Annotated in this window: 23 protein-coding genes; 9 read left to right on the top strand and 14 right to left on the bottom strand. The window is 71.1% G+C overall.

The annotated features are described in order from the left end of the window. Positions 1-61 precede the first annotated feature (61 nt). The 3 genes from ACFU97_RS01050 to ACFU97_RS01040 are packed head-to-tail and all read left to right on the top strand — an operon-like array spanning position 62 to position 3,272. The gene (locus tag ACFU97_RS01050) at positions 62-1,480 is read left to right on the top strand and encodes a glycosyltransferase family 4 protein (protein ID WP_384249107.1); all 1,419 of its coding nucleotides are present in this window, start codon (positions 62-64) and stop codon (positions 1,478-1,480) included. Beyond that, positions 1,474-2,208 carry a class I SAM-dependent methyltransferase gene (locus ACFU97_RS01045; protein ID WP_384249104.1) on the top strand — a complete coding sequence of 245 codons (735 nt, stop codon included), beginning with the start codon at positions 1,474-1,476 and terminating at the stop codon, positions 2,206-2,208. The genes ACFU97_RS01050 and ACFU97_RS01045 overlap by 7 nt, the downstream gene beginning before the upstream one ends. After that, positions 2,205-3,272: a prenyltransferase/squalene oxidase repeat-containing protein gene (locus ACFU97_RS01040; RefSeq protein WP_384249102.1), complete on the top strand. Its 1,068-nt coding sequence runs from the start codon at positions 2,205-2,207 to the stop codon at positions 3,270-3,272. Before ACFU97_RS01045 ends, ACFU97_RS01040 begins: the two co-directional genes overlap by 4 nt. Positions 3,273-3,294: 22 nt before the next feature. Here the strand turns inward: ACFU97_RS01040 and ACFU97_RS01035 are convergent, their stop codons facing one another. From ACFU97_RS01035 to ACFU97_RS01005, 7 genes are all read right to left on the bottom strand, one after another. Then, positions 3,295-3,588, bottom strand: coding sequence for a hypothetical protein (locus ACFU97_RS01035; RefSeq protein ID WP_384249100.1), 294 nt, complete (start codon positions 3,586-3,588; stop codon positions 3,295-3,297). A gap of 76 nt (positions 3,589-3,664) precedes the next feature. Continuing rightward, complete coding sequence (locus tag ACFU97_RS01030) at positions 3,665-4,675, bottom strand: LLM class F420-dependent oxidoreductase (RefSeq protein ID WP_384249097.1); 1,011 nt, start codon at positions 4,673-4,675, stop codon at positions 3,665-3,667. 109 nt (positions 4,676-4,784) lie between these two features. Then, positions 4,785-5,615: a hypothetical protein gene (locus tag ACFU97_RS01025; protein WP_384249095.1), complete on the bottom strand. Its 831-nt coding sequence runs from the start codon at positions 5,613-5,615 to the stop codon at positions 4,785-4,787. Positions 5,616-5,697: 82 nt separating this feature from the next. After that, positions 5,698-6,681 (bottom strand): N-acetylmuramoyl-L-alanine amidase, encoded by a 984-nt coding sequence (locus ACFU97_RS01020; protein ID WP_384249092.1) that lies wholly within the window; start codon positions 6,679-6,681, stop codon positions 5,698-5,700. Positions 6,682-6,738: 57 nt separating this feature from the next. Further along, complete coding sequence (locus ACFU97_RS01015; protein ID WP_384249090.1) at positions 6,739-6,999, bottom strand: hypothetical protein; 261 nt, start codon at positions 6,997-6,999, stop codon at positions 6,739-6,741. A 78-nt stretch (positions 7,000-7,077) separates the two neighbouring features. After that, positions 7,078-7,731 carry a class I SAM-dependent methyltransferase gene (locus ACFU97_RS01010; RefSeq protein ID WP_384249087.1) on the bottom strand — a complete coding sequence of 218 codons (654 nt, stop codon included), beginning with the start codon at positions 7,729-7,731 and terminating at the stop codon, positions 7,078-7,080. A gap of 175 nt (positions 7,732-7,906) precedes the next feature. Further along, on the bottom strand, positions 7,907-9,640 hold the full coding sequence (locus ACFU97_RS01005) for an MFS transporter (RefSeq protein WP_384249085.1): 1,734 nt from the start codon (positions 9,638-9,640) through the stop codon (positions 7,907-7,909). A 159-nt stretch (positions 9,641-9,799) separates the two neighbouring features. Here ACFU97_RS01005 and ACFU97_RS01000 point away from each other — a divergent pair, with 159 nt between their 5' ends. Beyond that, positions 9,800-10,990 carry a lipid-transfer protein gene (locus ACFU97_RS01000; RefSeq protein ID WP_384249083.1) on the top strand — a complete coding sequence of 397 codons (1,191 nt, stop codon included), beginning with the start codon at positions 9,800-9,802 and terminating at the stop codon, positions 10,988-10,990. 4 nt (positions 10,991-10,994) lie between these two features. Here ACFU97_RS01000 and ACFU97_RS00995 read toward each other — a convergent pair whose 3' ends face one another. Beyond that, positions 10,995-11,189 (bottom strand): hypothetical protein, encoded by a 195-nt coding sequence (locus ACFU97_RS00995; protein WP_384249485.1) that lies wholly within the window; start codon positions 11,187-11,189, stop codon positions 10,995-10,997. Continuing rightward, complete coding sequence (locus tag ACFU97_RS00990) at positions 11,182-11,532, bottom strand: hypothetical protein (RefSeq protein WP_384249080.1); 351 nt, start codon at positions 11,530-11,532, stop codon at positions 11,182-11,184. The genes ACFU97_RS00995 and ACFU97_RS00990 overlap by 8 nt, the downstream gene beginning before the upstream one ends. A 118-nt stretch (positions 11,533-11,650) precedes the next feature. On the opposite strand from ACFU97_RS00990, the gene ACFU97_RS00985 reads away from it, so the two are divergent. Continuing rightward, positions 11,651-13,075, top strand: a complete 1,425-nt coding sequence (locus ACFU97_RS00985) for a DHA2 family efflux MFS transporter permease subunit (protein WP_384249077.1) — start codon at positions 11,651-11,653, stop codon at positions 13,073-13,075. Between the two features lie 34 nt (positions 13,076-13,109). Here ACFU97_RS00985 and ACFU97_RS00980 read toward each other — a convergent pair whose 3' ends face one another. After that, a complete protein-coding gene (locus ACFU97_RS00980) occupies positions 13,110-13,742 on the bottom strand; it encodes a response regulator (RefSeq protein WP_384249483.1) in 633 nt (210 codons plus the stop codon). 257 nt (positions 13,743-13,999) lie between these two features. Here ACFU97_RS00980 and ACFU97_RS00975 point away from each other — a divergent pair, with 257 nt between their 5' ends. Further along, positions 14,000-15,541: an alpha-L-arabinofuranosidase B gene (locus ACFU97_RS00975; protein ID WP_384249075.1), complete on the top strand. Its 1,542-nt coding sequence runs from the start codon at positions 14,000-14,002 to the stop codon at positions 15,539-15,541. Here ACFU97_RS00975 and ACFU97_RS00970 read toward each other — a convergent pair. Genes ACFU97_RS00970 through ACFU97_RS00960 form a run of 3 tightly spaced genes read right to left on the bottom strand, consistent with a single transcriptional unit; the run spans position 15,519 to position 18,468 of the window. Further along, positions 15,519-16,799, bottom strand: coding sequence for a sensor histidine kinase (locus ACFU97_RS00970; protein WP_384249072.1), 1,281 nt, complete (start codon positions 16,797-16,799; stop codon positions 15,519-15,521). The two genes, ACFU97_RS00975 and ACFU97_RS00970, sit on opposite strands and share 23 nt — an antisense overlap. A gap of 17 nt (positions 16,800-16,816) precedes the next feature. Further along, positions 16,817-17,533 carry an ABC transporter permease gene (locus tag ACFU97_RS00965; protein WP_384249481.1) on the bottom strand — a complete coding sequence of 239 codons (717 nt, stop codon included), beginning with the start codon at positions 17,531-17,533 and terminating at the stop codon, positions 16,817-16,819. After that, entirely contained in the window at positions 17,533-18,468 is a 936-nt protein-coding gene (locus tag ACFU97_RS00960) for an ABC transporter ATP-binding protein (RefSeq protein WP_384249070.1), read from the bottom strand. Before ACFU97_RS00960 ends, ACFU97_RS00965 begins: the two co-directional genes overlap by 1 nt. Before the next feature lie 281 nt (positions 18,469-18,749). On the opposite strand from ACFU97_RS00960, the gene ACFU97_RS00955 reads away from it, so the two are divergent. The 3 genes from ACFU97_RS00955 to ACFU97_RS00945 are packed head-to-tail and all read left to right on the top strand — an operon-like array spanning position 18,750 to position 21,699. Then, complete coding sequence (locus ACFU97_RS00955) at positions 18,750-19,607, top strand: MaoC/PaaZ C-terminal domain-containing protein (protein WP_384249067.1); 858 nt, start codon at positions 18,750-18,752, stop codon at positions 19,605-19,607. A gap of 29 nt (positions 19,608-19,636) precedes the next feature. Further along, on the top strand, positions 19,637-20,713 hold the full coding sequence (locus ACFU97_RS00950; protein WP_384249064.1) for a Zn-dependent alcohol dehydrogenase: 1,077 nt from the start codon (positions 19,637-19,639) through the stop codon (positions 20,711-20,713). A gap of 47 nt (positions 20,714-20,760) precedes the next feature. Then, positions 20,761-21,699 carry a 3-oxoacyl-ACP reductase gene (locus ACFU97_RS00945; RefSeq protein ID WP_384249062.1) on the top strand — a complete coding sequence of 313 codons (939 nt, stop codon included), beginning with the start codon at positions 20,761-20,763 and terminating at the stop codon, positions 21,697-21,699. A gap of 75 nt (positions 21,700-21,774) precedes the next feature. On the opposite strand, the gene ACFU97_RS00940 is transcribed toward ACFU97_RS00945, so the two are convergent. Further along, positions 21,775-21,933, bottom strand: coding sequence for a hypothetical protein (locus ACFU97_RS00940; RefSeq protein ID WP_384249059.1), 159 nt, complete (start codon positions 21,931-21,933; stop codon positions 21,775-21,777). Positions 21,934-22,003: the final 70 nt, after the last annotated feature.

Raw genomic sequence — 22,003 nt, 5'->3', positions numbered from 1 at the left:
TGTTCTAGATTAGCGTCCCGGCGTAATCTCGCGGGACAGTGCATGCAGAAGGGGGCCCAGAGTGACCGCTGAGGCCAGTCCGGCAGGGCTCCAGGAGGACCCGGCCGCCGACGGCGAGCGACCGCTCCACATCGCGCTCCTCACCTATAAAGGGAACCCGTTCTGCGGCGGCCAGGGTGTCTACGTCCGCCACCTCTCGCGCGAGCTGGCCCGCCTAGGGCACCGCGTCGAGGTCATCGGCTCCCAGCCCTACCCCGTCCTCGACGAGGGCGAGGACTACGCGGGCCGCCTCAGCCTCACCGAGCTGCCGAGCCTCGACCTCTACCGCTCGCCCGACCCCTTCCGCACCCCGGGGCGCGACGAGTACCGCGACTGGATCGACGCCCTCGAAGTGGCGACGATGTGGACCGGCGGCTTCCCCGAACCGCTGACCTTCTCACTGCGTGCTCGCCGCCATCTGCGTGCCCGGCGCGGCGAGTTCGACGTCGTGCACGACAACCAGACGCTCGGCTACGGCCTGCTGGGCGACGTCGGCGCACCGCTCGTCACCACCATCCACCACCCCATCACCGTCGACCGGCAGTTGGAGCTGGACGCGGCCGAGGGGTGGCAGCAGAAGCTGTCCAAGCGGCGCTGGTACGCCTTCACCCGCATGCAGAAGCGCGTCGCGCGCCGGCTGCCCTCGGTCCTCACCGTCTCGGGCACCTCCCGCGCCGAGATCGTCGACCACCTGGGCGTCCGCGAGGACCGCATCCACGTGGTGCACATCGGCGCGGACACCGACCTGTTCTCCCCCGACCCGTCCGTGCCCGTCGTGCCGGGCCGGATCGTGACGACGTCCAGCGCGGACGTACCGCTCAAGGGACTGGTCTTCCTCGTCGAGGCCCTGGCCAAGGTCCGCACCGAGCACGCCTACGCCCACCTCGTCGTCGTGGGCAAGCGGCCCACCGAGGGCCCGGTCGCCCAGGCCGTCGAGCGCTACGGCCTCGAAGGCGCCGTCGAGTTCGTGAAGGGCATCTCGGACGCCGAACTCGTCGACCTGGTCCGCTCGGCGGAGGTCGCCTGCGTCCCCTCCCTCTACGAGGGCTTCTCCCTCCCGGCGGCCGAGGCGATGGCCACCGGCACGCCCCTCGTCGCGACCACCGGCGGAGCGATCCCGGAGGTCGCCGGGCCCGACGGCGAGACCTGCCTCGCGGTGCCTCCGGGCGACCCGGGAGCACTCGCCGCCGCCCTGAGCCGTCTGCTGGGCACCCCCGAACTCAGGGTGCGGCTCGGCCGCGCGGGCCGTGAGCGGGTACTGGCCCGGTTCACCTGGGCCCGCGCCGCGCAGGGCACGGTGTCCCACTACCGCGACGCCATGGCCGGCTCCGCCGCCACACCCCCGGGCCGCTCCGCGGCCCGGCGCACCACCGAGGCCGACAGGGCGACGCCCGCACCAGAACTAGCCGTATCCAACCCCGAAAGCAGGGCCACGTGCTGACCGTCGACTTCTCCCGGTTCCCGCTCGCGCCGGGCGACCGTGTCCTGGACCTCGGATGCGGGGCCGGCCGGCACGCGTTCGAGTGCTACCGGCGCGGCGCGCAGGTCGTGGCGCTCGACCAGAACGCCGAGGAGATCCGCGAGGTCGCCAAGTGGTTCGCCGCGATGAAGGAGGCCGGCGAGGCCCCCGAGGGTGCGAGCGCGACGGCGATGGAGGGCGACGCCCTGGCCCTTCCCTTCCCGGACGAGTCCTTCGACGTCGTCATCATCTCCGAGGTGATGGAGCACATCCCGGACGACAAGGGCGTACTCGCCGAGATGGTACGGGTGTTGAAGCCCGGCGGCCGCATCGCGATCACCGTCCCGCGCTACGGCCCCGAGAAGGTCTGCTGGGCGCTGTCCGACGCCTACCACGAGGTCGAGGGCGGCCACATCCGTATCTACAAGGCGGACGAACTCCTCGCCAGGATCCGCGAGGCGGGCCTCAAGCCGTACGGCACGCACCACGCGCACGCGCTGCACTCGCCGTACTGGTGGCTGAAGTGCGCGTTCGGCGTCGACAACGACCAGGCGCTGCCGGTGAAGGCGTACCACAAGCTGCTGGTCTGGGACATCATGAAGAAGCCGCTCGCGACCCGGGTCGCCGAGCAGGCGCTCAACCCGCTGATCGGCAAGAGCTTCGTGGCCTACGCGACCAAGCCGCACCTGCCGGCGGTGGACGCCCGGTGACCACTCCCCGGACAGAACACCTCGTCCTGCCCGGGGTTCTCACCGCCGGGCAGGCCGCCGCCACCGTGAAGGGCGTCCTCGCCGTGCAGCGGGAGGACGGCGCCATCCCGTGGTTCCGCGGGCACCACCTGGACCCCTGGGACCACACCGAGGCCGCGATGGCCCTCGACGCGGCGGGCGAGCACGAGGCCGCCGAGCGCGCCTACGAGTGGCTCGCCCGGCACCAGAACGCCGACGGCTCCTGGTACGCGGCCTACGCCGACGGGCACTTCGCGGACGTCACCGACCGCGGCCGGGAGACGAACTTCGTCGCCTACATCGCGGTCGGCGTGTGGCACCACTACCTGTCGACCGGCGACGACACCTTCCTCGACCGCATGTGGCCGTCCGTCTACGCGGCCATCGAGTACGTCCTCGCACTCCAGCAGCCCGGCGGGCAGATCGGCTGGAAGGGCGAGGACGACGGTACGTTCACCACCGACGCGCTGCTCACCGGCTCCTCCTCCATCCACCATGCGCTGCGCTGCGCGCTCGCCATCGCCGAACAGCGTGAAGAGCCGCAGCCCGACTGGGAGTTGGCCGTCGGAGCCCTGCGGCACGCGATCCGCCGCCACCCCGAGCGGTTCCTCGACAAGGACCGCTACTCGATGGACTGGTACTACCCCGTCCTGGGCGGCGCGTTGACGGACGCGGAGGCCAAGTCCCGTATGGAGGAAGGCTGGGAACGTTTCGTCGTGCCCGGTCTCGGGGTGCGCTGCGTCGTCCCCAACCCGTGGGTCACGGGCGGGGAATCGGCCGAACTCGCCCTCGCGCTCTGGGCGATGGGCGAGTCCGACCACGCGCTGGACATTCTGAAGTCGATCCAGCACCTGCGCGATGCGGACACCGGCCTGTACTGGACGGGCTACGTCTTCGAGGACGAGGCCATCTGGCCCCGGGAACTGACCACCTGGACCGCCGGCTCCCTCCTCCTCGCGGTCGCGGCCCTCGGGGGCCACGAGGCGACGTGCGCGGTGTTCGGAGGCGAGAGCCTGCCGCGAGGGCTCGACCCGGACTGCTGCTGAGCCCTGAGCGGCGGGCGTGACGTCAGTGGCGATGGACGCGGTTGGCGATGGCGTGGCCCACGAACAGGTAGACGACGGCTGCGAGACCGTAGCCGGCGACCACTCGGGCCCATGCCGCGTCGAACGTGAACAGGTCGTGCGACCATCCGGCCAGCCAGAGAGCCGCGTTGTGGATGAACTGCACGAACTCGTTCGCGCGGTTCGCGTCCAGCAGGTACATCAGGATCCACAGGCCCAGGATGAGCGCCATGATGTCGGCGACGACGGCGATGACCGTTCCGGCCTGGTTCGCACCGTTGCGATATCGAGGGGACATGCCTAACGGGTTGCCGCCGAAACGTGGCACAAACCCGAGTGGTTGAAACACGCGTACGGTGCGCGGGCCGCCGCCGCTAGGAGTTCAGTTCCGCCAGCACGCGCAGCGACTCCCGGTCGGGGGAGAGGGCGAGCAGATCCGTCACCGGCCCCTTGCGCCACAACTCCAGCCGCTCCGCGATCCGTTCGCGCGGGCCCACCAGGGAGATCTCGTCCGCGAAGGCGTCCGGGACGGCGAGCACGGCCTCCTCGCGCCGGCCCTCCAGGAACAGCTGCTGGATGTGCCGCGCCTGCTCCTCGTAGCCCATGCGTGCCATCAGGTCGGCGTGGAAGTTGCGGGTGGCGTGGCCCATGCCGCCGATGTAGAAGCCGAGCATGGTCTTGACGGGCAGCAGCCCCTCCGCGACGTCGTCGCAGACCTGGACCCGGACCAGGGGAGCGACGAGGAACCCGGGCCGCAGCTGTGCGATGGCCGGTCCGTAGACATCCGGCCGCGTCGGCGACCAGTACAGCGGCAGCCATCCGTCGGCGATACGGGTCGTCTGCTCGACGTTCTTCGGGCCTTCCGCGCCGAGGAGGATGGGGAGTTCGGGGCGCAAGGGATGCGTGATGCTCTTGAGCGCCTTGCCGAGCCCGGTCCCGTCCTCGCCCCGATAGGGATGCGAGTGAAACCGCCCGTCCAGCTCGACCGGCCCCTCCCGCCGCAACACCTGCCGTACGACGTCGACGTACTCACGCGTGGCGGTCAACGGCGACCTGGGGAACGGCCGCCCGTACCACCCCTCCACCACCTGCGGCCCCGACAGCCCCAGCCCGAGCATCATCCGCCCGCCGGAGAGATGGTCGAGGGTGAGCGCGTGCATCGCGGTGGTGGTCGGCGACCGGGCGGCCATCTGCGCGACGGCCGTACCCAGCTTGATCGTTGACGTCTGCGCCGCGATCCAGGTCAGCGGCGTGAAGACGTCCGACCCCCAGGACTCCGCGGTCCACACCGAGTCGTACCCGAGCCGCTCGGCCTCCTGGGCGAGCGGCACGTGCTCCGCGGAGGGGCCGCGGCCCCAGTAGCCGAGGGCGAGACCGAGTCGCATGACGCCTCCATCATCTGACGGTCAGTCAGTTACGTGGCTGTGAGCTGCGACTGTACGACAACGGCCCCCCGCCCGGAAGGGCGAGGGGCCGCGTGAGGCTCGGCGTCGGTCAGCCGCGCTGAATGCCGGAGGTGTCCTGCAGCACGCCGCGACGGCCGTCCTGCGTCTGGGCGACCAGGCCCGGACCGCGCTGCTCGACGGCCAGGTACCAGGTGCCGGGCGCCAGTTCGGCGATCGGCGTCGGCGAACCGTCCTCGGCGAACAGTGGCCGCGCGACGGGCACGGCGAACCAGAACGGCGAGAAGTCCCCACCGGCGGGCTGAGGCTGCCCCGGCTGAGGCACCCCCGCCTGCGGCTGCGCCCCGTAGGGCTGCCCACCCTGCGGCTGCCCGCCGTACTGCGGCGGCTGCTGAGCACCCGGGTAGCCGTAGCCACCGGGGGGCTGGGCGCCGTAGGGCTGGGGGGCGGCGGGCTTGGGCGCGGGGAGCAGAGCGGCCTTCAGCGCGGGCACGAGAGGAGTGGCGACGGCGGCCGCCGCCATGACCAGGGTGGCGACGAGGGCGAGGATCAGGCCGCTGCCCGCACCGACGCCGTTGTCCGAACCGGAGCCGACGTTGTCCGTGCCGCCCAGCGGGTCGAAGATGTTGCCGAGCGCGGACCAGGCGGCGAAGACCGTGAACGCCGTGCCGAACGCGCCGAGATCGAGGCCGGCCACCTTCGGGACCTGCGGCAGTCCGTGGGACACGACGACGAGTGCGGCGCCGATGATGCCCGCGAGGACAACTCCCATCAACACAGGACCGCTCTCCCAGGAGTTGGGGAGGTCGGCACTGTCAGGTGCCCCATCGACCGAGTAGATGTCGAGAAACGACGCGATGAACAGCAACACCGCTGCTCCGATCACCACGCCGTCGCCTCGAGTGAGGGAGCGGATATTCACTTCATGTCCTTCGTAGGTCGTCTCGTCGTCGGTAGACACTATCGTCCCCCGACCAGGGTGTCCGCCGGGATCAGCCCGCCTATCACGAAGCGTGCAGGAAACTCACGATTCCCTCAGAGATCCCTTGCGCCGCCTTCTGGCGCCACGAACCACTGGTGAGTAGCGCCGCGTCCTTGCTATCGCGCATGTTGCCGCACTCGATGAAGACCTTGGGAACCGTTGACAGATTGAGACCGCCCAGGTCCTTACGCGTGACGAGACCGGTGTGGTCGCCGATGTAGTTGGAGGGCGCACTGCCCGTCACGCGCACGAAGTAGCCGGCGATGCGCTCGCCCAGGTCGGCGGACGGACCCACGATCTTGCTGGTGTCCGCCGCGCCCGCGTCCACGAACCCGGGCATGATCACGTGGAAGCCGCGGTTGCCGGCGGCGGAGCCGTCCGCGTGGATGGAGATCGCGGCGTCCGCGTGCGCCTTGTTGCCGATCGCGGCCCGCTCGTCGACACAAGGCCCCCACGCCGGGGAGCCGTTGTCATGGGTCAGCTTCACCGTGGCGCCCTGCTTCTCCAGCAGCGTCTTCAGCCGGTGCGAGACGTCCAGCGTGAACTGGGCCTCCGCGTAACCCCCGTTGGTGGACGTGCCCGTGGTGTCGCACTCCTTGCGGTTGGTGCCGATGTCCACCTGGCGGTTGATCTCGGCCGTGTGCCGGAAGTTGCCGGGGTTGTGGCCGGGGTCGATGACGACGACCTTGCCCTTGAGCGAGCCGGTCGCGGCGGGCGCCGAGGAGCTCGGCGAGGAGTGCGTCGCCGACGCGCTCGGCTGCTTGTCGTCGTCGGTGGCGGCGGAGCCGGGCGCGCTGGAGCCCGCCGACGTGGAGGCGGGCGTGGACGCCGACGTCTGCACGGTCGCCTTGTCGTCGCCGCCTCCGCCTCCCGTTCCGCCCACTGCTTCGTACACGAGCCATCCGAGCAGGGCGCCGGGTACGAGCGCGGCGATCGCGACGGTCAGAGGACCGCGACGGGGACGGCGGGGCTGGGGAGGATCGAAGTCCGGGCCTACGTACGACACGTCTGCCACCCTAGCGGGCGTCCCTGTTGCTCATTGGGTCCATGGACACGGCCGGATTCAGTCGTCGGACTGTTGCTCGCGGCGGTAGGAGATCGTGGCCAGCTCCTGCAGCAGCTCGTGCTCGTTCTTGCCGGTCTCGCGCGCCATCTTGTGCAGCAGCAGAGCGCAGAGGGCGGCCGCGCCGTCCATGAGTGTCTCGACCGCCGCGGGATCCTCGCGCCGCCGCTCGACGACGTACTGCGTGAGCAGCTCGTTCCCGGAGACGTACGCGGTCATGAACTCGATGCCGTTGCGGATGCGGTCGTAGTCGTTGCTCATGGCCACACGATCGCATGTCGGGCGGTGAAGATGCGTCCGGGTGGTCGTCAGGGCCCGCCGGTGACTGGGACCGAACCCTCAGATCCCCGCGCCCGTGCGCCGTAGGACGCGCAGCGACTCGGTCACGGAGACCTCCGTGAAGGCACCGGACTGCAGGGCCCGGAGGTAGACGCGGTACGGCGCCTGCCCGGTGAACTCGTCCTTCGGGTCCGGGAAGACGTCGTGGATGAGCAGCAGCCCGCCCTCGGCCACGTGCGGCGCCCAGCCCTCGTAGTCGGCGGTGGCGTGCTCGTCGGTGTGGCCGCCGTCGATGAAGACCAGCCCCAGCGGGGAGCCCCAGACCGACGCCACCTGCGGCGAACGCCCGACCAGGGCGACCACGTGCTCCTCCAGCCCGGCCTTGTGCAGCGTCCGCCGGAAGGCCGGCAGCGTGTCCATGAGACCGATCTCCGGGTCGACCGTCTCCGGGTCGTGGTAGTCCCACCCCGGCTGCTGCTCCTCGCTCCCGCGATGGTGGTCGACGGTCAGCGCCACGACCCCGGCCTCGCGGGCGGCGTCGGCGAGCAGGATGGTGGACCGCCCGCAGTACGTCCCGACCTCCAGCAGGGGCAGCCCCAGCGCCCCCGCCTCCACGGCCGCCGCGTACAGCGCCAGCCCCTCGTCCGCGGGCATGAACCCCTTCGCCGCCTCGAACGCGGCCAGAATCTCGGGCTTGGGTGCGGCCGCGGCCATGAGGGTCCTTCCGTTCATCCGTCCGTCTCGATGCCCATGCTGCCGCACCCCCGGCCGAGGATTCGACCGGGGGTGCGGCAGCATGCTTTTCGCTTGTAGGGGCGCGGGGAACTGCGCGACCAGCCACGACGATGCCGCACCCGCCGAACGACGAGCCACGCCACCGCGCGAAGCGTTACGCAGTCACCGACTCACCAGGCAGCGAAAGATCCAGATCCTCCGCCCGCTCCGCCCCGGAGTGCGTCGCGGAGGAAGCCAACGGCCCATGCCCCGCCGCCCGTGCGGCCAGCACATACGCCCCCTCGGTGGGCACGGCCAGCACATAGCTGCCGTCCTCCGCCGACAGAGTCGACCCCGCCTGCCGCCCCCGGCGGTCGATCAGCGTGACCTTGGCGCGAGCCACCGGCGAACCTCCGGCGTCCAGCACCCGCCCCCGGAAGCCCCGAAGAACCTCTTCCGCGCGAGCGATCCCCGCCTCCTCCTCGCTGCTGATCCGCAGCTGAGGCGCACGGTTCGGCTTGGGCAGGAACACGGCCATCAGCAGACCGACGGCGACGGCCGCGGTCGCGATCAGGAAGGAGACGTGGAAGCCGTGCATGGTCGGGATCGCGACGCCGCCCACGTTGTGCGCGGTGTTCGCCAGCACCATGCCGATGACGGCGCTCGACACCGACGTACCGATCGACCGCATCAGGGTGTTGAGACCGTTCGCCGCACCCGTCTCGGAGGCCGGCACCGCGCCCACGATCAGCGCGGGCAGCGAGGAGTACGCGAGGCCGATGCCGGCGCCCAGGATCACCGCGATGACGGCGCTCTGCCATGGCGCGCTCATCAGGCCGAGACCGGCGCCGTAGCCGATGCCGATGATCAGCATGCCGAGGATGAGGGTGACCTTCGGGCCGTACTTCGCGGACAGCCGGGCGTAGACCGGCGCCGTGAACATCATCGTCAGGCCCAGCGGAGCGACCAGCAGGCCCGCGACGACCATCGACTGGCCGAGGCCGTAGCCGGTGGCCTTCGGGAGCTGGAGCAGCTGCGGAAGGACGAGGGAGACGACGTAGAAGGAGACACCGACCATGATCGAGGCCAGGTTGGTGAAGAGGACCGCCGGGCGGGCCGTGGTGCGCAGGTCGACCAGCGGGGCCGTCTTGCGCAGTTCCATCACGCCCCACAGGAGCAGGACGAGCGCGGAGGCGCCGAACAGGCCGAGCGTGGTGCCGGAGGTCCAGCCCCAGTCGCTGCCCTTGGTGATCGGCAGCAGGAAGAGGACCAGGCCCGCGGAGAGTCCGAGCGCGCCCAGGACGTCGAAGGAGCCCTTGGCGCGCATCGGGGACTCCGGTACGACGGCGAGGGTGAGACCGATGGAGAGGACGCCGAGGCCGGCGGCGCCGTAGAAGAGCGCGTGCCAGTCGGCGTGCTGGGCGACGAGGGCCGCGAGGGGCAGGGCGAGTCCGCCGCCGACGCCGATGGAGGAGCTCATCAGGGCCATGGCCGAGCCGAGCTTCTCGCGCGGCAGCATGTCGCGCATCAGGCCGATGCCGAGCGGGATCGCGCCCATGGCGAAGCCCTGGAGGGTGCGGCCGGCGATCATCGTGAGCAGGTCGCTGGTGAGGGCGCTGATCAGGGCGCCGACCACCATCACGGCGAGGCTGAGGATCAGCATGCGCCGCTTGCCGTACAGGTCGCCGAGCCGGCCCATGATCGGGGTGGCCACCGCGCCCGACAGCAGGGTCGAGGTCAGGACCCAGGTGGCGTTGCTGGGTGCGGTGTCCAGGAGCTGCGGCAGGTCCTTGATGACCGGGACGAGCAGGGTCTGCATCACCGCGACAACGATGCCCGCGAAGGCGAGCACCGGGACGACGGTCCCGCTCGCTCTCCTGGTGGGCTGTTCAGTCGTCGTGTGTGTCATTGCGTGAGGCCTCCCGTTGGATAAGTGCTGGGTAAACCTCGTATGCACAGGCAACTATTCCGTTGCTTCGGGACTCTAATCATTTCTTGACCTCGTGTTGGGAATCTGACCCGGGGTCAGGTCTGGTGGGTAAGTGAAACGTGTTCTACTCTGCGCGCCATGAAGGCCTACGTCGCCGGTGTCGGCATGACCCGATTCGAGAAGCCCGAGACGCGTGAATGGCAGTACTGGGACATGGTGCGGGAGGCCGGCGGCTCCGCCCTGGCCGACGCGGGGATCTCGTACGCCGAGGTGGAACAGGTTGCTGCCGGGTACTGCTTCCAGCCCTCGACGGCCGGGCAGCGCGCCGCCTACGAGCTCGGCCTGACCGGCGTCCCCGTCTACAACGTCAACAACAACTGCGCGACCGGCTCGAGCGCGCTGATGCTCGCCCGGCAGCTGGTCGAGGGCGGGTCGGCCGACTGCGTACTGGCGCTGGGCTTCGAGAAGATGAAGAAGGGCGCGCTCGGGGGCGGGGCCGAGGGCGGCGACTTCTCGACCTCTCCGGTGGCCCGGCACTACGGCGTGATGGCCGCCCGGCACGGCTTCGAGATGACGCCGCCCACCGCGCAGATCTTCGGGGACGCGGCCCGTGAGCACATGGAGAAGTACGGGACGACGGAGGCGCAGCTCGCCGCCGTGGCCGCCAAGAACCACCGGCACTCGGCGCACAACCCGTACGCGCAGTTCCGGGACGTGTACGAGGTGGCCGACGTCCTCGCGGCCCGTACCGTCCACCGGCCGCTGACCAAGCTCCAGTGCTCGCCGACCTCGGACGGGGCGGCGGCCGCGGTGGTGGTCTCGGAGCGGTTCGCCGAGCGGCGGGGGGTGACGGGGGCGGTGGAGATCGTCGCGCAGGCGATGACGACCGACACCGAGGAGTCCTTCGCCTCCGGCTCGTGCATCGACGTCGTCGGGCAGCCCATGTCGCGGGAGGCGGCCCGGCAGGTCTACGAGCGGGCCGGGCTCGGCATCGAGGACGTGGACGTCGTGGAGCTGCACGACTGCTTCTCGATCAACGAGCTGCTGACGTACGAGGCGCTCGGCATGTGCGCGGCGGGGGAGTCCGGCAAGTTCGTGGAGTCGGGCGCGACGACGTACGGCGGCCGCTGGGTGGTGAATCCCTCCGGCGGGCTGATCTCCAAAGGCCATCCGCTGGGCGCGACCGGGATCGCCCAGGTCGCCGAGCTGGTGTGGCAGGTGCGGGGCGAGGCGGGGGAGCGGCAGGTGCCGGGCGCCCGGGTCGGACTCGCGCACAACATCGGGCTGGGCGGGGCGGCGGTGGTGACGGTGGTGCGGGCGGCCGGCTAGCGCTCTAGTGGTCCGCGGCCATGACGACGTAGACGCACGCGAGGATCGCGGCCAGGGAGACGGCGGCTACGGCGATCAGGGCGCAGCCGAGCGCCCCCGCGGTCCCGGCGATCGCCGTCCAGCCGAACCGCGCGGCTCGATCGGCGCGCTGGACTGCGTCGTGGGCGTCGCTGTCGTCGTACCAGCCGCCATCAGCCATGGTCACCGGGGGACGGCACAGGCCCCTCGGGACCGGCTGCCCGGGCGTGTGCATCCTTGCGTTCCGCGAGCAGGAACAGGACGGCGGCGAGGGCGATGACGACCCAGCCGGCTCTCATGCAGTCGATGACCGTCGCGGAGGAGGCGTCGGCGATGCGGGGGACGGCGCTGAGGAGGGTGAGGGCGTAGAAGCAGAGGAAGCCGCAGGCGCGAAGCCACAGCCCCGCCCTCCGCTTCCGCATCCCGGGAGGAGCCCAACCCGCGAGCATCGCCACCGAGAGCGGCGCGATGCCCATCGTCGCCACGGCCAGCCCCATCCAGTGGTACAGCGGATTGCCGTTCACTCCGTCCCCCCCCCTCGTCGCAGGCGGCGTCAGCCTACGACCTAGGTCTCGCGGACGAAGGTCTCGTCGGGCGAAATCCCGATGCAAGGGGTGCGAGCGGGTTGAGAGCATGACAGGCATGCTGGAAGCCGAAGCCACTGACGTCACTCCGATATCCCGCCGTAGCGCGCCGCCCACCTGGCTGGTCGTGGCACTCGCCTGTGCCGGACAGTTCCTGGTCGTGCTCGACGTGTCGGTCGTCAACGTGGCGCTGCCGTCGATGCGGACGGACCTGGGACTGAGCGCGCAGGGGCTCCAGTGGGTGGTGAACGCCTACGCCATCGCCTTCGCCGGCTTCATGCTGCTCGGCGGGCGGGCCGGCGACCTGTACGGGCGCAAGCGCATGTTCCTGGTGGGCCTCGCCCTGTTCACGCTGGCCTCCCTCGGCGGCGGCCTGGCGCAGGAGGGCGGCCAGCTGCTGGTGGCGCGGGCCGTGCAGGGGCTGGGGGCGGCGGTGCTCGCGCCTTCGACGCTCACCATCCTCACCTCGGCCGTGCCCGAGGGCGCGGCCCGGGCACGCGCGATCGCGACCTGGACGGCGGTCGGCGCGGGCGGCGGGGCCGCGGGCGGGCTCGTCGGCGGCGCACTGGTCGACGGGCTGTCGTGGCGCTGGGTGCTGCTGATCAACGTGCCGGTCGGGGCGGTGGTGCTCGCCGGTTCCCTGCGCTGGCTGGCGGAGAGCCGCAACGGCGGCGGACGGCGCCTGGACCTGCCGGGCGCGGTGCTGGTGACGGCGGGGCTCGCGACGCTGGCGTACGGCATCTCGCAGACGGAGGCGCGGGGTTGGACGGCGGCCGCGACGCTCGTGCCGCTGGCGGCCGGGCTCGCGATGATCGGGCTGTTCCTGCTCGTCGAGTCGCGAACGGCGGCGCCGCTGATGCCGCTCGGGCTGTTCCGGGTGCGGTCGGTGTCGTCGGCGAACGCGGCGATGTTCCTCAGCGGTTCCGCGATGTTCTGCATGTGGTACTTCATGACGCTGTACGCGCAGAACGTCCTCGGCTACTCCCCGCTGGAGGCCGGCCTCGCGCTGGTGCCGAGCTCGCTCGCGGTGCTCCTCGGCTCGAAGTCGGCGCCCCGTTTCATGCCGCTGCTCGGCGCGCGCAACGTGGCCGCGCTCGGTGCCGTCGTCGCGGCGGCGGGGTTCGGCTGGCAGTCGGCGATGACGCCGCAGGGCAACTACCTCACGGAGATCATGTTCCCCGGCATCCTGATGATGCTCGGCGCGGGCCTGATGGCGACCCCGCTCGCCGCCCTCGCCACCTCGGGAGCGGCGCCGGGAGAGGCCGGCCTGGTCTCCGGCCTGATCAACACGTCCCGCACGATGGGTGGTTCACTCGGCCTCGCCGTCATGTCGACGGTCGCCGCGGCCCGGACGGGCGACGTGCTCACGCCGACGGCCCTGACGGAGGGCTACGCGCTGGTGTTCCGGGTCGGCGCGGTGGTGCTCGTGGCGGGCGTGGTGCTGATGCTGGCCTGGCTGCCACGAAGCCCGTCCGGGCGGTGACTCGGCCCGCACATGGGACGGGAGCCGCCGCCCCTCACAACCACCCCTGCTGCCGGGCCTCCCGTACCGCCTCCATGCGGTTGCGGGTGCCCGTCTTGCCGATCGCCGACGACAGGTAGTTGCGGACCGTCGACTCGGACAGGTGGAGCGTGGTCGCGATGTCGGAGACCGTCGCCCCGTCCACCGACGCCTTCAGCACGTCGCACTCGCGGGACGTGAGCGGGTTCGGGCCCGCGCTGAGGGCCGCGGCGGCGAGGGCGGGGTCGATGACCGTTTCGCCGGTCAGGACGCGGCGGATCGCGGCGGCCAGGTCCTCGACCGGGCCGTCCTTGACCAGGAAGCCGGCGGCTCCCGCCTCCATGGCACGGCGCAGGTAGCCGGGGCGGCCGAAGGTGGTGAGGATCAACACCCGGCAGTCCGGGGCCTGTTCGCGTAGCTCGGCGGCCGCGTCGAGGCCGCTCATGCCCGGCAGCTCGATGTCCAGCAGGGCCACGTCGGGCCGGTGGTGCAGCGCGGCGTCCACGATCGCGTCGCCCCGCGCGACCTGGGCGACGACCTCCAGGTCGTCCTCCATGCCCAGCAGGAGGGCGAGTGCGCCCCGCATCATTCCCTGGTCCTCGGCGAGCAGGACCCGCACACTCTTCGACGGCCGGTGCTCCCGGGGCATCTCGTTCACGGCAACAGAGTAGAGCCAGGGTGCGTACAAAGACTTGTCACGGTTCCCTTCCGCACGTCTTGACGGTCTCCGGGATCACCCCAACAATCGCCTCTGCATTGGGGGTTCCCCATTCTCCTCCATTGCAATTTCTGCGCCTCTGCCCCCACCCGCAATTGTTCGGCATTTCGATCGAAAAAACATGTTCGGCTCAGTTCGGTATTTCGGTCGAACGATGTTCGGCATGTCGGACAGTCAAGGAGGTCCACGTGTTCTCCAGACTCAGAACCGCGCCCCTGGCCGCGCTCTGCGCGCTCGTCACGGTGCTCGCGCTCGCCGTCGGTCTCCCGCAGGCCGCCGAGGCCGCGGGCTCGCTGCCCTGCGACATCTACGCCGCGGCCGGCACCCCCTGCGTCGCCGCGCACAGCCTCGCCCGGGCGCTCTACTCCTCCTACGACGGCTCGCTCTACCAGGTGCAGCGGGCCTCCGACAGCGCGACGAAGGACATCGGGCTGCTGGCCGCCGGCGGCTACGCGAACGCGGCCACCCAGGACTCCTTCTGCACCGGCACGACCTGCATCATCACCAAGATCTACGACCAGTCCGCGCGCCACAACGACCTCACGATCGAGGGGGCGGGCGGCGCCGGCGCGGCCGACGTCGGCGCGCCCGCCGACGCCCTTCCGGTGACCGTCGGCGGCCACCAGGTCTACGGCCTGGAGATCTCGGCCGGCATGGGCTACCGGGACAACTCCACCTCCGGCGTGGCCGTCAACGGCCAGGCCGAGGGGATGTACATGGTCACCTCCGGCACCCACGTCAACGGCCGCTGCTGCTTCGACTACGGCAATGCCGAGACGAACAACAAGGACACCGGAAACGGCCACATGGACGCGATCAACTTCGGTACGGAGTGCTGGTTCTCGCCCTGCTACGGCGGCGGCCCCTGGGTGCAGGCCGACCTGGAGAACGGCCTGTTCCAGTCGGACGCCGGCTACAGCAAGAACACCTCGAACACCGGCACCGGAGCCATGCCGTTCGTGACCGCTCTGCTCAAGAACAACGGTCAGGACCATTTCGCGCTGAAATACGGCAATGCCCAATCGGGCGGACTCACCACGACCTATTCCGGCGGTGAACCCACCACGAGCGGCTACTCGCCCATGCATCAGGAGGGCGCGATCGTCCTCGGCACCGGCGGCGACAACAGCAACGGCTCCATCGGGTCCTTCTTCGAGGGCGTCATGACCTCGGGCATCCCGACCGACGCCGCCGACAACGCCGTGCAGTCCGACATCGTCTCCGTCGGCTACGGCGGCACGACCGGCTCCACCGGTTCCCTCATCCCGGGCTCGGAGATCTCGCTGCGCGCCACCACCGCCTGCTGCACCGGCGACTACGTCCGCCACCAGAACGACAACGCGGTCGTCTCGCCGATCACGTCGAGCAGTTCGGCGCTGGACAAGAGCGACGCCACCTGGATCGTGCGCCGGGGCCTGGCGAGCAGCTCCTGCGTCTCCTTCGAGTCGCGCAACTACCCCGGTGACTTCCTGCGCCACTCCAACTTCCAGCTGTATCGCCGTCCCATGGACGGCACCGCACTGTTCCGGTCCGACGCGACGTTCTGCCCGACGACCGGCAAGAGCGGCACGGGGACCTCGTTCGCGTCGTACAACTACCCGACGAGGTTCCTGCGTCACTACGACCTCAACGTCTACGTCGCGAGCGACGGCGGCTCCAACGCCTTCGACAGCGCGACCTCCTGGACGGACGACGTGAGCTGGGTGGTCAGCCGGCCCTGGGCGCCGTAGCCAGCACGACGTCCGCCAGATCGCCGGCCTCCACCGGGAGTTCGGCGGTGACGGTGAAACCGCCGCCTCGTGGTGACGGGCCGGCCTCGAGAGAGCCGCCCGCCGCCGCGAGGCGTTCGGTCAGGCCCTTCAGGCCGGTGCCCCCGATGCCCGGAAGGACGGGGGCGGACGGTGCGCCGTCCGCGGTGCCGTTGTCGGTGACGGTGAGCCGGACCTGTTCGGTCGTGCTGTTCACGGTGATCTCGCAGCGTGTGGCGCCGGAGTGCCGTACGACATTGGTGACCGCCTCGCGCACCACCCACCCGAGCAGCACCTCGGTCTGCGGGGCCAGCGGTGTGCCCGAGCGGACGACGACCGGCTCGACCGAGGCCGCGGCCAACGCCGAGCGCGCGCGGTCGAGTTCGGTGGCCAGGCTGCCCTCGCGGTAGCCGGTGACCGCCTCGCGGATCTCGGTGAGCGCCTGCCGTCCGACGGACTCGATGTCGGTGATCTGGGCGATCGCCGCGTCCATGTCGCGGGGCGCGAGACGCCGCGCCGCCTCCGACTTCACCACGATGACCGACATGGTGTGCCCGAGCAGGTCGTGCAGGTCGCGGGAGAAGCGCAGGCGCTCCTTCTCGACCGCCTGGCGGGCCAGTTCCTCGCGGGCCTCGCGCAACTCCCGTACGGCCTCGGACAGGGACAGGATCGCGGCCGTCACCATGGTCGACAGGAAGGTGCCGTAGGCGACGTTCACGGCGTCCCAGCCGGCCCGGTACACGGAGACCGCCGCCGCGAGCGCGGTCAGGCCGAGGCCGATCTGGCCGAGCCAGGGGCCGCGCAGCACCGCGCCGGTGGCGAGGCCCAGCAGCGGGAAGAAGTACAGCCAGCTGCCGCCGTAGCCGAGGGCCAGACCGACCGTGATCACGGTCATCAGGACCAGCGCGACCTTGGTCGCCCTCGCCTCCCGCGTCACCTTCGCGAAGGCGCGGAAGGTGACGTAGATGTAGAGGGAGTTGAAGGCGAGCAGGCCGATCGCGCCGATCCACGGGTTCGCGGTCTTGCCCTGCCAGAGGTTGGAGAAGGCGCCCATCCCCATCAGCAGCCATGGCAGCAGCGCGAAGCCGCTGGGCGGGGGACCGGGGTTCTCGGGCATCTTCCCGCCGGTCCTGCGGGCCTCCTTCTGCGCGGCCTTGAAGCGCTGCATGTCCGCGCGCCACTGCGCCCGCGCCTTGCGCCACTGGCGCACCTGGCAGGTGACCCCTCGCATCAGGGACACGTCCTCACTCCCCCCGTTCAGACGGTCCGGCCGGACCGTCGGTACGACAGCACAGCGTACGAACCGAAGGCCAGCAACCAGAGGGTCAGCACGGTGATCGCCCCGATGGCGGGCGCGTGCCCCTCCGCGACGGAGGTGCCGAGCTCGGCGAAGCGGTTGGTGGGTGTGTACTCCGAGAGGGCGCGCAGCCAGCCGGGGAACAGGGTGATCGGGAACCAGAGGCCACCGAGCACCGCCAGGCCCAGGTTGCAGGCCATGTTCGCGACGCCGGTGGTCTGCCCGGTCAGCCGGTAGCCGTTGCCCAGGCCCAGCAGGGTGAAGGGCACCGAGCCCAGCCACAGCAGCGCCGCGATGGCCGCCCACTGCCAGACCTCCAGCCGTACGCCGTTGACCAGGCCGCCCGCGGCGAGCACCGCGAGGATGGCAGGCAGCACGGTCACCGAGCCGGTCAGCGTCCGCCCGACCACGACCTGGCGCGAGGTCATCGGAGTCACCCGCAGCTGCCGCAGCCAGCCGATGGCCCGGTCCTCGGCCACACCGCCGCCGGTGTTCAGGGCGCAGCCGACGGCGCCGTAGCCGGCCATGCCGACCATCGCGCCGGTCTTCCAACTGCCGTCGCTCGCTCCGAGGTTGGTGAACAGCAGATACATCAGCACCGGCATCGCGATCCCGCCGACGACGAACCCGACGTCACGCAACGTCCGGCGCACCTCCAGGCGCAGGTAGTCGAACATCACGCAGCCTCCTTCACCGATGCCGCCGTCAGGGCGAGGAACGCGTCGTCGAGCGACGCCGGGACGACCTCCAGGCCGCGTATCGCGTTCAGCTCGGCCAGGGCGATCACCGTCGCGTCCGGGTCGTCGCTGCGCAGCCGCGCCCGGTCCCCGCGCACCTCCACCGACCGTACGCCGGGCAGCAGCTCCAGGCCCGCCGTGGAGCGGCCCGCCAGGTCGAAGGCGACCAGGCTGCCGCCGACGGCCCGTTTGAGCTGGTCACCGGTGCCGTCGGCGACGATCCTGCCCTGGTCGATGACGACGATGCGGTCGGCGTGCGCGTCGGCCTCCTCCAGGTGGTGGGTGGAGAACAGCACGGTGTGGCCGAGGCGGGCGTAGGAGCGCATGGAGGTCCAGAAGGCGTGCCGCGCCTCCACGTCCAGGGCGGCGGTGGGCTCGTCCAGCACGATCACCGAGGGGTTCCCGGCGAGCGCGACGGCGAACCGCACGCGCTGCGTCTGGCCGCCGGAGAGCCGGTCCACGCGCCGCCCGGCCAGCTCGGTGATCCCGGCCAGCCGCAGCGCCCGCGCGACGGGCATCGGCCCGGGGTAGCGGCGGGCCACGAAGGAGACCAGCTCCTGCACGGTGACCCGGGGCACCGCGCGCCCCTCCTGCAGCATGGCGCCGACCTTGCCGGCACGCACCGCCTGCTCCGGCGGCGCCCCGAACAGCCGGACGCTGCCCTCGTCGGGCTCGTTCAGGCCGAGCAGCAGCGAGATCGTCGTCGACTTGCCCGCGCCGTTGCGGCCGAGCAGCGCGACCGTCTCGCCCGCCTCGATCCGCAGGTCCACGCCCCGTACGGCGCGTACGGCGCCGAAGTTCTTGACCGCCCCAGTGAAGGACACGGCGGGCGGTGCCCCGGCCGCCGTCTCCGTCTTCCCCGTCGTCTTCGTCATGGCCACGACGCTACGGAAACGGGATGCCGGCCCGGCAGAGGCGCTTGTACGGACTCGGGCAGGACAAATGTCACTGCCCCGCCCGCATGGAATCTGACATGCCGTCAGGAGGCTTCACAAGTATCGGACGCTGGGTTATACCTAGGGCGCCGGACTGGAACGCGTTCTAGATCGGCCCGTAGCGACCTCGGTGCGGCCGACGGTGCGGACGGCCGCGCCGGGGTCTTGCCGCACCATGTGCGTCGCCGCCCGTGCCGCGCCGCCCGAGCAACAGGAGCCGTATGCCCATCGACGCAGCGAAGGCCCTCGCCGCCGAGCCCCACACCGGCGAGATCAGCTGGGACCGCAAGGACGTCCAGCTCTACCACCTCGGTATCGGCGCGGGCATCCCCGCCACCGACCCCGACGAGCTGCGCTACACCCTGGAGTCCCGGCTGCACGTCCTGCCGAGCTTCGCCACCGTCGCGGGCGCCGGCTCGCCCGGCGTGATCAGCGGACTGTCCATGCCGGGCGTCGAGGTCGACCTCGCCAAGGTGCTGCACGGCGGCCAGTCGCTGACCCTGCACCGCCCGATCCCGGTCGCGGGCACGGCCACCGCGACGGGCCGCATCGCCGCCGTCCACGACAAGGGCAAGGCGGCCGTCCTGGTCATGCGCACCGAGGTCGCCGACGCCGACGGCCCGCTGTGGACCAACGACGCCCAGATCTTCGTACGCGGAGAGGGCGGCTGGGGCGGCGACCGCGGCCCCTCCACCCGCATGGACCCGCCCGAGGGGGAGCCCGGACGGACCGTCGAGCGGGCGATCCGCGAGGACCAGGCCCTGCTCTACCGCCTCTCCGGCGACTACAACCCGTTGCACGCCGACCCCGACTTCGCCAAGCTCGCCGGATTCGAACGGCCCATCCTGCACGGCCTGTGCACCTACGGCATGACGCTGAAGGCGGTCGTCGACACGCTGCTGGGCGGCGATGTGACCCGGGTGCGGTCCTATGCCACCCGGTTCGCGGGCGTCGTCTTCCCGGGCGAGACGCTGCGCATCCGCATGTGGCCGCAGGAGGGGTGGGTGCGGGTGGCCGTCAGCGCCGCCGAGCGGGACGACGCACCCGTCCTCGCCGACACGATCGTCGAACACCAGTGATGTAGAAGGCAGTTGAGGGGAGCCGCACCATGCGCGCAGCCGTACTGCACGAGATCGGCCAGGACAAGCTGGAGGTCCTCGACGACGTCGAGGCGACGGGCTTCGGGCCCGGCAAGGTGAGGATCCGGGTGCGGGCCACCGGGCTGTGCCACTCGGACCTGTCCGCGATGAGCGGGGTGCTGCCCCAGCCCGCGCCGTTCATCCCCGGACACGAGGGCGCGGGCGAGATCGTCGAAGTCGGCGAAGGCGTACGGAACGTGAAGGCCGGCGACCGCGTGGTCGTGTGCTGGCTGCCGGCCTGCGGCGCCTGTCCCGCCTGCAAGCGCGGCCAGACCGAGCTGTGCCTGGCCGGGTTCATGAACGCCGGCACCCCCAACTTCAAGCGCCCCGGCGGAGACCTCTTCGGCTTCGCGGGCACCGGCACCTTCACCGAGGAGGTCGTCGTCGACGCGGGCTGCGCGGTGCCGATCCCCGACGACGTGCCCTTCGACATCGCCGCGCTCATCGGGTGCGGCGTGACGACGGGACTCGGCGCCGCCCTCAACACCGCCGACGTGGAGGCGGGTTCGTCGGTCGCCGTCATCGGCTGCGGTGGCGTCGGCATCTCGGCGATCCAGGGCGCGCGGCTCAAGGGCGCCGCCGAGATCGTCGCCGTCGACCCGGTCGCCTCGCGCCGCGAGTCCGCCCTCAAGTTCGGCGCCACGAAGGCTGTTTCACCCGACGAGCTGGCCGACGCCAAGCAGCAGGTCACCGCCGGCGAGGGGTTCGACTACGTCTTCGAGGTCGTCGGCAAGTCGGCCACCGCCCGCACCGCGTACGAGAACACCCGGCGCGGCGGCACCCTCGTCGTCGTCGGCGCGGGCGCCATGGACGACTTCCTCCAGCTCAACATGTTCGAGCTGTTCTTCGACGAGAAGCGCATCCTGCCGTCCATGTACGGCGGCGGCGACGTCCTGCGCTCCTACGAGCGCACCATCGCGCTGTGGCGGTCGGGCCGTATCGACCTGGAGGGCCTGATCACCCACCGGGTGCCGCTGGCCGACATCAACGAGGCGCTGGACCAGATGCGTTCGGGCACGGCACTGCGCACCTGCATCGAGATCTGACCCGCACCGAGAACCCGCCCTGCACCGAGAATCCGACGGGAGTGTCCGTGTCACTGCCACTCGAGGGACTGTCCGCGATCGTCACCGGTGCCGGCCGAGGTCTCGGCCGCGCCGAGGCGCTCGAACTCGCCCGGCTCGGCGCGTCCGTCGTCGTCAACGACTACGGCCAACCCGGCCGCGACGGCTCGGGGGCGGCCTCCGCGACTCCCGCCGAGGAGGCCGCCGCCGGGATCCGGGCCGCGGGCGGCAGGGCGGTGGCGCACACCGGTGACGTCGCCGACTTCCAACAGGCCCGGGAACTGGTCGACTTGGCCCTCTCCGAGTTCGGCAAGCTGGACATCCTCGTCAACAACGCGGGCATCCTGCGCGACCGCATGGTGTTCTCCATGACCGAGGACGAGTGGGACTCGGTGATCCGCGTCCACCTCAAGGGCCACTTCAACACGACCCACTTCGCGGCCGCCCACTGGCGAGAGCGGTCGAAGGCGGCGGGCGGCCCGGTGTACGGCCGGATCGTGAACACGTCGTCCGAGGCGTTCCTGGCGGGCTCGGCGGGCCAGCCCAACTACGCCGCCGCCAAAGGCGGAATCGTCGGCCTGACCACCTCCACCGCCCTCGCGCTGGCCAAGTACGGCGTCACGGCCAACGCGATCTGCCCGCGCGCCCGCACCCGGATGACCGAGGACGTCTTCGCCGGCTTCGAGCGCCCCGCCGACGCCCTCGACCCGCTCGCCCCCGAACACGTCGCCCCGCTCGTCGGCTACCTGGCCTCACCCGCCGCCTCCCGGGTCAACGGCCAGCTGCTCGTCGTGCACGGCGGCATGGTCGCGGTCGTCGAACGCCCGCGCGTACGGGCGCAGTTCGACAGCAAGCAGGAGACGTTCACCTACGACGAACTCGACGCGCTGCTCACCGCGCACTACGCGGAGCGGCCGGAGGGAGAGACGTTCGCGGCCGCGGAGGTGCTCGGCCTCAAACGGGGCTGACGGCTCGGCCGGAAGCGGCGGAACGCGAAGAGGGGGTGCCCGTCGGGCACCCCCTCTTCCCTCTCCTGACAACCGTCAGGCAGCCGCCTCGGCGCTTTCCCCGGCCGGCTTGCGGTGCCGGCCGTGCGGAGAGGACTCGCTCTCCTGGGCCGAGACCGCACCCCGGTGCCGGCCGTGGCCGGCGTCCTCCTGGGAGTCGGCGGACAGCTGCTCCGTCGTGCTGGTGTCGCTCATCGGACGTATTCACCCCGTCGAAAACTGATCTTTCCTACAGCCCGGCGAGCATAACCATCCCCCCGTTGTT

This window comes from Streptomyces sp. NPDC057616 (genome assembly GCF_042800575.1).
In the GTDB taxonomy this organism is placed as follows: Bacteria; Actinomycetota; Actinomycetes; order Streptomycetales; family Streptomycetaceae; genus Streptomyces.
The sequence above is the reverse complement of the archived record's forward strand: the minus strand, read 5'-3'. Positions and strand labels throughout refer to the sequence as shown.

Coding starts and splice junctions, on each gene's coding strand:
- ACFU97_RS01035 (WP_384249100.1), bottom strand. CDS start 3,588: ATGTCCCCTCGATATCGCAACGGTGCGAACCAGGCCGGAACGGTCATC.
- ACFU97_RS01030 (WP_384249097.1), bottom strand. CDS start 4,675: ATGCGACTCGGTCTCGCCCTCGGCTACTGGGGCCGCGGCCCCTCCGCG.
- ACFU97_RS01015 (WP_384249090.1), bottom strand. CDS start 6,999: ATGAGCAACGACTACGACCGCATCCGCAACGGCATCGAGTTCATGACC.
- ACFU97_RS01010 (WP_384249087.1), bottom strand. CDS start 7,731: ATGGCCGCGGCCGCACCCAAGCCCGAGATTCTGGCCGCGTTCGAGGCG.
- ACFU97_RS01005 (WP_384249085.1), bottom strand. CDS start 9,640: ATGACACACACGACGACTGAACAGCCCACCAGGAGAGCGAGCGGGACC.
- ACFU97_RS01000 (WP_384249083.1), top strand. CDS start 9,800: ATGAAGGCCTACGTCGCCGGTGTCGGCATGACCCGATTCGAGAAGCCC.
- ACFU97_RS00995 (WP_384249485.1), bottom strand. CDS start 11,189: ATGGCTGATGGCGGCTGGTACGACGACAGCGACGCCCACGACGCAGTC.
- ACFU97_RS00985 (WP_384249077.1), top strand. CDS start 11,651: ATGCTGGAAGCCGAAGCCACTGACGTCACTCCGATATCCCGCCGTAGC.
- ACFU97_RS00980 (WP_384249483.1), bottom strand. CDS start 13,742: ATGCCCCGGGAGCACCGGCCGTCGAAGAGTGTGCGGGTCCTGCTCGCC.
- ACFU97_RS00965 (WP_384249481.1), bottom strand. CDS start 17,533: ATGTTCGACTACCTGCGCCTGGAGGTGCGCCGGACGTTGCGTGACGTC.
- ACFU97_RS00960 (WP_384249070.1), bottom strand. CDS start 18,468: ATGACGAAGACGACGGGGAAGACGGAGACGGCGGCCGGGGCACCGCCC.
- ACFU97_RS00955 (WP_384249067.1), top strand. CDS start 18,750: ATGCCCATCGACGCAGCGAAGGCCCTCGCCGCCGAGCCCCACACCGGC.
- ACFU97_RS00950 (WP_384249064.1), top strand. CDS start 19,637: ATGCGCGCAGCCGTACTGCACGAGATCGGCCAGGACAAGCTGGAGGTC.
- ACFU97_RS00940 (WP_384249059.1), bottom strand. CDS start 21,933: ATGAGCGACACCAGCACGACGGAGCAGCTGTCCGCCGACTCCCAGGAG.